Consider the following 8,851-nt stretch of genomic DNA (forward strand, 5'->3'; position numbering starts at 1 on the left):
CGGGCGTGCGGATTGATGGCGGTGACGCACCGCTGCTGCGCCTGGAAGTACCCGCAGGCCGCGGTCCGGTCGCAGGCGAGCGAGTCGGCATCTGCGCGGATCCCGAGGACGTCAACCTCTTCCCCACCGAACAGGCAGGGTGAGTCATGGCAGCCCTCACCGCCACCACCCCCGCACGGCCCCGCAAGCTGCTGGCTTCGCGCAGGACGCGAGTTGGGATCTTCTACGCGCTGCCGGTTGTCGTCTATCTGTTGGTGCTGTTCGTCTACCCGATCTTCTCGACGCTGCTGCTGAGCCTGAAGAACGCCGACGGTTCGTTCACGCTGCACTGGTATGCCGACGCGCTGACGGGTGTGAACCTGTCGGTGTTGTTCACCACGCTCAGGATCTCCGCCGAGACGGCCGTGTTGAGCCTGGTCTTCGGGTTCGTTCTGGCGCAGGCGATCACGAGGCTGAAGCCCGTGTGGGCGGGTCTTGCGATGCTGGTCGTGGTCGTGCCGCACTTCGTGTCCGCTCTGGTGCGTACCTACGGCTGGATCATCATGCTCGGTGACAAGGGTTTGGTGAACGAGACCCTGGCCAGCATGTCGGTGCCCGGGGCGCCGTTCCAGCTGCTCTACAACGAACTCGGTGTGGTCATCGGCACCACCTCGATGATGCTGCCCTACACGGTGTTGCTGCTGTACGGGGTGATGCGCGGTGTGGACCGGCGTCTGCTGGCGGCGGCGTCCAGCATGGGCGCGGGCAAGGTGACCATCTTCCGCCGCATCTATCTGCCGCTGGTCGCCCCCGGTCTGGCCAGTGCCGGACTGCTCAGTTTCATCCTGTCGCTGGGCTACTACATCACCCCGGCCCTGATGGGCGGCCCCGACCAGACGATGATCGCCACCCTCATCAACCAGCAGGTCACCAAGGACAACCAGTGGAACGGGGCCGCCGCCCAGGGCGTGATCCTGCTGGTGCTCACCCTGGCCGGACTGCTGCTGGTCAAGGCCGTCACCTCGCTCGGCGCCCGCAAGAAGAGGAGCGCCACATGATGGAACTGCGCAAGAGCGTCGCCGGGCGGATCGCCCTGACGGCCGTGGCCACCGTGATCCTGCTGTTCCTGGCGCTGCCGATCATCGTCATCCTCGTGACCTCCTTCAGCAACAACGCCTTCGCCTCCTTTCCCCCGGAGACGTGGACGCTGAACTGGTACAAGGCCCTGTTCGCCGACGGCAGCAAATGGCCCGCCGCGCTCTCCCTGAGCGCTCTGATCGCCGCGATGAGCACCGTGTTCTCGCTGATCATCGGGGTGACCGCGGCGACCGCCCTGGTCCGCAGCGAACTCCCGCTGCGCTCCGCGGTCTTCGCCCTGGTCCTCGGCCCGCTGGTCATCCCGCAGATCGTCACCGCTCTCGGGCTGTTCCTGTTCTTCGAACCGGCGGCGATGCTGGGCAGCCCCATCGCCATCGCCCTCGGGCACACCGTGCTCGCCTCACCCATCGCGGTACTGATCCTGATCGCGACGCTGCGCGGGATCGACGAACGCCTCGAGGACGCCGCCGCCAGCATGGGCGCCGGCCGCCTCACCATCGCCCGGAAGATCACCTTCCCCCTGGCGGCGCCGGGCATGATCGCGGCGGCGGTCTTCTCCTTCATCACCAGCTTCGACGAGTTCTACATCTCCCAGTTCCTCTCCTCCGTCGACACCGTCACTCTCCCGGTGCAGGTCTACAACTCCCTCACCTTCGAGATCGACCCCAGCGTCACCGCCGTCAGCGCGATCCTCATCGCCTTCGCGATCCTCGCCCTGGGCCTGGTCGCCCTGGTGCGCTGGATCGGCTCCGGACGCCAGGAATCCCTGCTCTCCGTCGAGAACACCGTCGGCGTCGCCAACCCCGGAGGCGAAGCCGTATGACCACCGTCGCCGCTCAGCTGACCGCGGCCACCGCTCAGCGGCACCTGCTGCTGCACATGACTGCCAACGGATCGCTCGGCGACCAGGGCGAAGACCTCCTCGTCGTCCAGCGAGGCGAAGGTCCGTACGTCCACGACGCGGACGGCAGGCGTTACATCGACGGCCTGTCGGGGCTGTACTGCTGCCAGCTCGGTTACTCCTACGGCGGCGAGTTCGCCGAGGCAGCCGAACGGCAACTGCGCGAGCTGTGCTACAGCCCGCTGTGGACAGGGTCCGCGCACCCCTCGGCCATCGAACTGGCCGAGCGGCTGTCCCGGATCGCCCCCGTCGACATCGAGCACACCTTCTTCTCGAGCGGCGGCGCCGAAGCCGTCGAGACCGCCTGGAAGATAGCCCGCCGCTACCACGCCCTGCGCGGCGAGCCGGGCCGCACCAAGGCGATCTCCCGGCGCGGCGCCTACCACGGCCTGACCATCGGCACCCTGTCCTTCAACGACGACCCCGGCCTGACGGAGCCGTACGGCCCGCCGGCCATTGACACGCGGTTCGTGTCGAACACCAACCGCCTCGGCCTCGCACCGGAGTTCGCGGACGACGAGGTGTACACGGCATGGCTGCTCGCGGAGTTGGAGGCCGCGATCCTGACCGAGGGCCCCGAGACCATCGCGATGCTCATCGCCGAGCCGGTACAGAACCGGGGCGGCTGCATCACACCGCCCCAGGGTTACTGGCAGGGGTTGCGGGCGCTGGCCGACCGGTACGGCTTCCTGCTCGTCGCCGACGAGGTCATCACGGCCTTCGGCCGGATCGGCGAGTGGTTCGGCGGGGACCGCTACGGCGCCCGCCCGGACATGATCACCGTCGCCAAGGGCATCACCGCCGGATACGCACCCCTGGGCGCGACCCTGGTCGGTACCAAGGTCACCGAAGTCATCAACCGGCCCGGCGCGGTCCTCAACCACGGCTACACCTTCGCCGGGCACCCGCTGAGCACGGCCATCGCCCTGCGCAACCTGGAGATCATGGAGCGGGACCGCATCCTGGACAACGTCCGCGGTCTCCAGGACGACCTGGCCAAGCGCATGGCGGCCCTCAGGGACCTGCCGATCGTCGGCGACGTCCGCGGCACGGGGTTCTTCTACTCGTGCGAACTCGTCGGCGACCTCGACGACGGCGCGTTCAGCGCCAAGGCCCGAACCGAGCTGATCGGCGACCTGATCCCGCGTCGGCTGCGCGAGGCCGGTCTGCTGGCCCGCGTCTACAACCGCTCCGCGCCGCTCGTCCAGATCGCGCCCCCGCTGATCAGCGACCGCGCCGTACTCGACCGCATCGCCGCGATCATCGCCGGCACCCTCGCCGAGGCGTCGTCCCGCATCTGATCCACGTATTGGGAAGGAACCACATGTACTCCATCGGTCCGCTGACCGTCGCCCCCGGCGAGCGCGCCCACGGCCTCATCCCCGTCGGCACCAGCAGCTACGGCGTGGAGCTCGGCATTCCGCTGATCGTCGTCAACGGCGTCCAGGACGGCCCGGTCCTGTGTGTGGACGCGGGCGTGCACGGCGACGAGTACGACGGCCAGGAGGCCATCCGTCGTGTGCTCGCCGAGATCGACCCGGCCACGCTGCGCGGAACCGTCGTCGGCATCCCGTGCCTGAACACCCCGGCCTTCGAGGCGGCCGCCCGCGCCAGCGGCATCGACCACCTCAACCTCAACCGGATCTTCCCGGGCGACGCCGAGGGCTCGTACTCGCAGCGTCTGGCCGCGACCTTCGTCGAGCAGGTCGTGCCGGCCGTCGACGCCGTGGTCGACCTGCACACCGGCGGCGCCTACGGCGAGATCGCCCCCCTCGTCATCCTCCAGGGCGGCTACGAGAACCTGGCGACGGACCTGGCCCTGGCCGCCGGGCACGAGCTGGTCTGGAAGGGCGGCAAGTGGGGCGGCACGGTCCGCCACCCCGTCCTCGAGGCCGGCAAGCCCGCCATCACCATCGAGTGCGGCGGCGCCACCTACCGCGAGACCAACGTCGAGCACCACATGCACTCGATCCGCAACATTCTGCGCAGCCTCGGCATGATCGACGGCGAGGCGGAGCTGCGGGACACCTACACGACGGTCTCCGGCACCTTCGCCCGCTCCGCCTCCGGCGGCTTCTTCGTCGCCCGCGCCGAACCGGGAGAGACCTGCAAGGAAGGCGACCTGATCGCCACCATCACCGACCACTACGGCAACCAGCTGGAAGAGGTCACCGCGCCGCAGGACGGCATCGTGCTCTGGGTCCGCCGGATCCGCACGGTCCGCCCGGGCGACGAGGTCGTCATCTTCGGCGAGGTGCTGGGGGAGATCCAGCCATGAGCGACGAACTGCAGCTGACCGAGCTGCTGATCGACGGCAAGCACGTCCCCGCCGCCGACGGACGCTCCTTCACCGTCCTCGACCCGTCGAACGACACGGCCATCGCCCGGGTGGCGCTGGCCGGCAAGGCGGACGTGGATCAGGCGGTGGCCGCCGCGCGCGCGGCCTTCACCGCTCCCGAATGGGCCGGGATGCGTGCCGCCGACCGGGGGCGCATCCTGTACCGGATCGCGGAGGCCATCCGCTACCAGGGCGAACGTCTGGCCCGCCTGGAGAGCCAGGACGTCGGCAAGCCGCTGCGCCAGGCGAAGGCGGACGTCGAAGCGGCCGCCCGCTACTTCGAGTTCTACGCGGGCGTCGCCGACAAGCTCGGCGGCTCGACGGTCCCGCTCGGCCCCGGTCTGCTCGACTACACCGTCCGTGAGCCGATCGGCGTCTCCGGCCACATCATCCCGTTCAACTACCCGATGCAGAACACCGCGAGGGGTTCCGCCCCGGCGCTGGCCGCGGGCTGCACGGTGGTGCTCAAGCCGTCTCCCGAGGCGCCGCTGACCCCGCTGGAGATCGGCAGGATCGCCCTGGAGTGCGGTCTCCCGCCGGGCGTTCTGAACGTCGTCCCCGGTGACGGCGAGACCGGCGCGGCCCTCGCCGGCCACCCGGACATCGACCAGGTGACCTTCACCGGCTCGGTGCCCACCGGCATCAAGGTCGCCCAGGCGGCCGCCGCCAACGTGGTGCCCTCGGTCACGGAACTGGGCGGCAAGTCCCCGGTCGTCGTCTTCGCCGACGCCGACTTCGACGCGGCGCTCGGCGCGGTCGCCGCCTCCGCGTTCGGCAACGCCGGGCAGACCTGCTCCGCCGGCACCCGGCTGCTGCTCCAGCGCGGTGCCGAGGAGTTCCTGGACAAGCTCGTCGCGCACGCCGCCTCGCTCAGCATCGGCCCCGGTCTCAGCGACCCGGACGTCGGCCCCCTCGTCGCCGCACGCCAGCGGGACCGGGTCCTCGGCTACCTGGAACTGGCCCGCGAGGAAGGCGCCGTGGCACGGGCCGGCGGAGGCGCCCCCGCCGACCCCGAACTGGCCGACGGCTACTACGTCCAGCCCACCGTCCTCACCGGACTGGACAACCAAGCCCGTTGTGCCCGCGAGGAGATCTTCGGCCCCGTCGTCACGGTCATCGAGTTCGACGACGCGGACGAGGCACTGGAGATCGCCAACGACAGCCCGTACGGCCTGGCCTCGTACGTGTGGACCCGCGACATCGACAAGGCGATGCGGCTGGCCGAGGGCATCCGGGCCGGCCAGGTCTACGTCAACGCCACCGGCGTCGGCACCGGCGTCGAGCTTCCCTTCGGCGGCTACAAGCACAGCGGCTGGGGCCGGGAGAAGGGCCTCGAAGGCCTGGCCAGCTACCTGCAGACAAAGAACGTCTGCATAGGTTTCGGGAACCGGTCATGAGATACCGCCCGCTCGGAGAGCGCGGCCCGACCGTCTCGGTGGTCGGCGTGGGCGGAAACAACTTCGGCGCCCGCCTCGACGAAGACGGCACGAAGGCCGTCGTCCACGCCGCGCTCGACGCCGGGATCACCCTGTTCGACACCGCCGACATGTACGGCGGGTCCGGCGAACGGGGCGGTTCCCGCGGCGACGGTGAACGGCTCCTCGGCGCCGCGCTCAAGGGCAGCCGGGACCACGTGGTCCTGGCCACCAAGTTCGGCATGGAGATGAGCCGGGAGGCCGACCTGTACGGTCCGCGTGGATCGCGCGCCTACATCCGGTACGCGGTGGAGGCGTCACTGCGCCGGCTAGGCACCGACCGGATCGACCTGTACCAGTACCACGAACCGGACGGCGTCACGCCGCTGGAGGAGACGGTCGCCGCGCTCCAGGAGCTGGTCCACGAGGGCAAGATCCGGTACATCGGCTGCTCCAACCTCCCGGCCGAACAGGTCACGGACGCCTTCGTGTCCACCCAGAACCGCTACCACCTGCTCGACCGCGGCGTGGAGCAGGACCTGATCCCCTCCTGCCTGCGCCACGGCGTCGGTCTGCTGCCGTACTACCCGCTGGCCAACGGCCTGCTCAGCGGCAAGTACCTGCGAGGCGAGGAGCCCCCGCCCGGCAGCAGGCTGTCCTGGCGGCAGGGCTGGCTCACCGATGCGGCCCTCGACAAGGTCGAGGCGCTCACCGCGTACGGCGCCGAACGCGGCCTGACCCTCCTCCAGGTGGCGGTCGGCGCACTGGCGGCCCTGCCGGCCGTCGGCTCCGTCATCTGCGGCGCCATGACTCCGCACCAGGCCACCGCCAACGCGGCGGCGGCCGACTGGATACCGAGCCCGGCCGACCTGGCCGCCCTCGACGTGATCGTCGCCCCCGGCGAACGCGTCGTCTGAAGCCCCCACCCCTGTTTGAAGAACCGCGAGAGCAAGGCTGGACACCATGCGAGAGATCGTCACCTTCGACGCCTACGCCACCCTGATCAACTTCGAGCTCGGCCCCACCACCCTGAAGGTCCTGGAGGACCGGCTCGACCTGGACAACCTGGATGTCGACGAGTTCCTCGACGACTTCCGCGTCATGCGCTTCCAGGCCGTCCTGGAGGCCTACCGCCCCTACCACGAGGTCCTGCACTCCAGCCTGCGCAACGCCATGCGCCTGCACGGCCTGGAGTACCGGGAGACCGACGGCGAGGCCCTCGTGGACGCCGTCCCCACCTTCGGCCCCTGGCCGGAGGTCCCGGAGGCCCTGCGGCAGCTGAAGACCAAGTACGAGATCGCCATCATCTCCAACTCCGACGACAACCTGATCGCGCGGAACGTCGAGAACATCGGCGTCGAGTTCGACTACGTCATCACCGCCCAGCAGGCCGGCGCCTACAAGCCGGACCGCCAGACCTTCAAGCACGCCTTCCGGACCATGGGTGTCGAGTCGTCGCAGGTCATCCACGTCGCCCAGGGCTGGGAGTACGACCACATCCCGACCCGCGACCTGGGCCTGAAACGCCGGGTGTGGATCAACCGCTACGGCCGCAAGGGCAGCGCCGACTACCAGCCCTACGACGAGCTGCCCGACCTGTCGGGCCTGCCGAAGCTCCTCGGCTGCTGACCGACGGCTCACCGGCGAAACAGACCGAGAAGACAGAGGACGCACGCCATGAAGCAGATCCCCTACTGGATGGACACAGCCCCCGCCCTGCCCGACCGTTCCGGGAAGGACCTGCCCGACGAGGCGGATGTGGTGGTGATCGGCGGCGGCCTCACCGGCCTGTCCACCGCTTATCACGCCGCCCGCAAGGGTGCCCGGGTCGTCCTCGTCGAGAAGGACCAGGTCGGTTCGGGTGCCTCCGGGCGCAACGGCAGCCACTGCAACCCCGGCATCACCATCAGCCCGGCCCAGGCTCGCCAGCGCTACGGGCAGGAGCGCGCCCGCGAGCTCTACGACGCGTTCCGCGTCGCAGTGGACGTCGTCGAGGAGATCGCGGTCAGGGAGAAGATCGACTGCGACTTCCACCGTGCCGGGCGCCTCGGCTTGGTCTGCAAGCCCAAGCATCTCGAGGGCATGCATGCCAAGCAGCGCGACCTGGCCGAAAACTTCGGCCACGAGACGGTCGTCCTGAGCAAGAGCGAGCTGCGCGCCGAGCTGGGCTCGGACTACTACCACGGCGCCCTGCTCGACCCGCTCGGCGCGGCCCTGCACGTGGGCAAGTTCGTCGTCGGCCTGGCAGACGCCGCCGAGCGTGCCGGCGCCGAGATCCACGAGCGCAACGCCGCCACCGGCCTCACCCGCCTCCCTGGCGGCGGCTTCGTGGTGGAGACCATGCGCGGCACCATCCGTGCCAAGCAGGTCATGGCGGCGACGGACGCCTACACCGACCAGTCGATGCCGTGGTTCCGCAAGCGGCTGATCAACGTCGGCAGCTTCATCATCGTCACCGAGCCGCTGGGGGAGGCGCGCGCCAAGGAGCTCATCCCCAACGGCCGCCTGCTGGTCGCCCACAAGAACGTCGGCAACTACATCCGTCTCACCCCCGACAACCGCCTCGCCTTCGGCGGCCGGGCCCGCTTCGCCCCGTCCAACCCGGCGTCCGACGTCAAGAGCGGTGACATCCTCAAGCGGGAGATGACGGAGATCTTCCCGCAGCTGGCGGGGGTGCGCATCGACTACGTGTGGGGTGGCATGGTCGGCTTCTCCTGGGACCGCATTCCGCACGCGGGCGAGGAGAACGGCCTGTACTACTCCATGGGTTATTGCGGTCACGGCGTCCAGATGGCCACCTACATGGGCCGCGCGGTCGCCGAGATGATGGACGGCAACCCCGAGGCCAACCCGATGCGCGGCTTCGGCTTCCCGAAGGTCCCCGTCCCCTTCTACAACGGCACACCCTGGTTCCTGCCGTTCGGCGGCGCCTACTACAAGGCGAAGGACCGCCTGCTCTGAGCAGGTACCGACACCGGTGACACCACGGGGGGCGGGCGCGCCCCCGGGGGGGGGGCCCCCCCCCGGGCCCCCCCCCCAGGACCCCCCGCCCAGACCCCCCGCCACCCCCCCCCAGCCCAACAGGGGCGGGGACCCGCAGGGCCCCCCCCAGAAACCGAG

The 8,851-nt window shown here is 69.8% G+C and carries 8 protein-coding genes; all 8 read left to right on the plus strand.

Annotated features, from left to right (window positions below; translation table 11 throughout):
- Window positions 1-146: 146 nt before the first annotated feature.
- The 8 genes from ABTX60_RS42700 to ABTX60_RS42735 are packed head-to-tail and all read left to right on the plus strand — an operon-like array spanning window position 147 to window position 8,692.
- The gene (locus tag ABTX60_RS42700) at window positions 147-1,037 is read left to right on the plus strand and encodes an ABC transporter permease (protein ID WP_352102006.1); all 891 of its coding nucleotides are present in this window, start codon (window positions 147-149) and stop codon (window positions 1,035-1,037) included.
- Window positions 1,034-1,900 (plus strand): ABC transporter permease, encoded by an 867-nt coding sequence (locus ABTX60_RS42705; protein WP_352102007.1) that lies wholly within the window; start codon window positions 1,034-1,036, stop codon window positions 1,898-1,900. Before ABTX60_RS42700 ends, ABTX60_RS42705 begins: the two co-directional genes overlap by 4 nt.
- Window positions 1,897-3,279: an aminotransferase class III-fold pyridoxal phosphate-dependent enzyme gene (locus ABTX60_RS42710; RefSeq protein WP_352102008.1), complete on the plus strand. Its 1,383-nt coding sequence runs from the start codon at window positions 1,897-1,899 to the stop codon at window positions 3,277-3,279. The genes ABTX60_RS42705 and ABTX60_RS42710 overlap by 4 nt, the downstream gene beginning before the upstream one ends.
- Window positions 3,280-3,302: 23 nt before the next feature.
- Complete coding sequence (locus ABTX60_RS42715) at window positions 3,303-4,256, plus strand: succinylglutamate desuccinylase/aspartoacylase family protein (protein ID WP_352102009.1); 954 nt, start codon at window positions 3,303-3,305, stop codon at window positions 4,254-4,256.
- A complete protein-coding gene (locus ABTX60_RS42720) occupies window positions 4,253-5,713 on the plus strand; it encodes an aldehyde dehydrogenase family protein (RefSeq protein ID WP_352102010.1) in 1,461 nt (486 codons plus the stop codon). Before ABTX60_RS42715 ends, ABTX60_RS42720 begins: the two co-directional genes overlap by 4 nt.
- Window positions 5,710-6,648 (plus strand): aldo/keto reductase, encoded by a 939-nt coding sequence (locus ABTX60_RS42725; protein WP_352102011.1) that lies wholly within the window; start codon window positions 5,710-5,712, stop codon window positions 6,646-6,648. Before ABTX60_RS42720 ends, ABTX60_RS42725 begins: the two co-directional genes overlap by 4 nt.
- 46 nt (window positions 6,649-6,694) lie before the next feature.
- Window positions 6,695-7,360 (plus strand): haloacid dehalogenase type II, encoded by a 666-nt coding sequence (locus ABTX60_RS42730; protein ID WP_059085101.1) that lies wholly within the window; start codon window positions 6,695-6,697, stop codon window positions 7,358-7,360.
- Window positions 7,361-7,408: 48 nt separating this feature from the next.
- Window positions 7,409-8,692, plus strand: a complete 1,284-nt coding sequence (locus ABTX60_RS42735; RefSeq protein ID WP_352102012.1) for an NAD(P)/FAD-dependent oxidoreductase — start codon at window positions 7,409-7,411, stop codon at window positions 8,690-8,692.
- Window positions 8,693-8,851: the final 159 nt, after the last annotated feature.

This window comes from Streptomyces sp. NPDC126510, assembly GCF_040302345.1.
Taxonomy (GTDB): Bacteria; Actinomycetota; Actinomycetes; order Streptomycetales; family Streptomycetaceae; genus Streptomyces.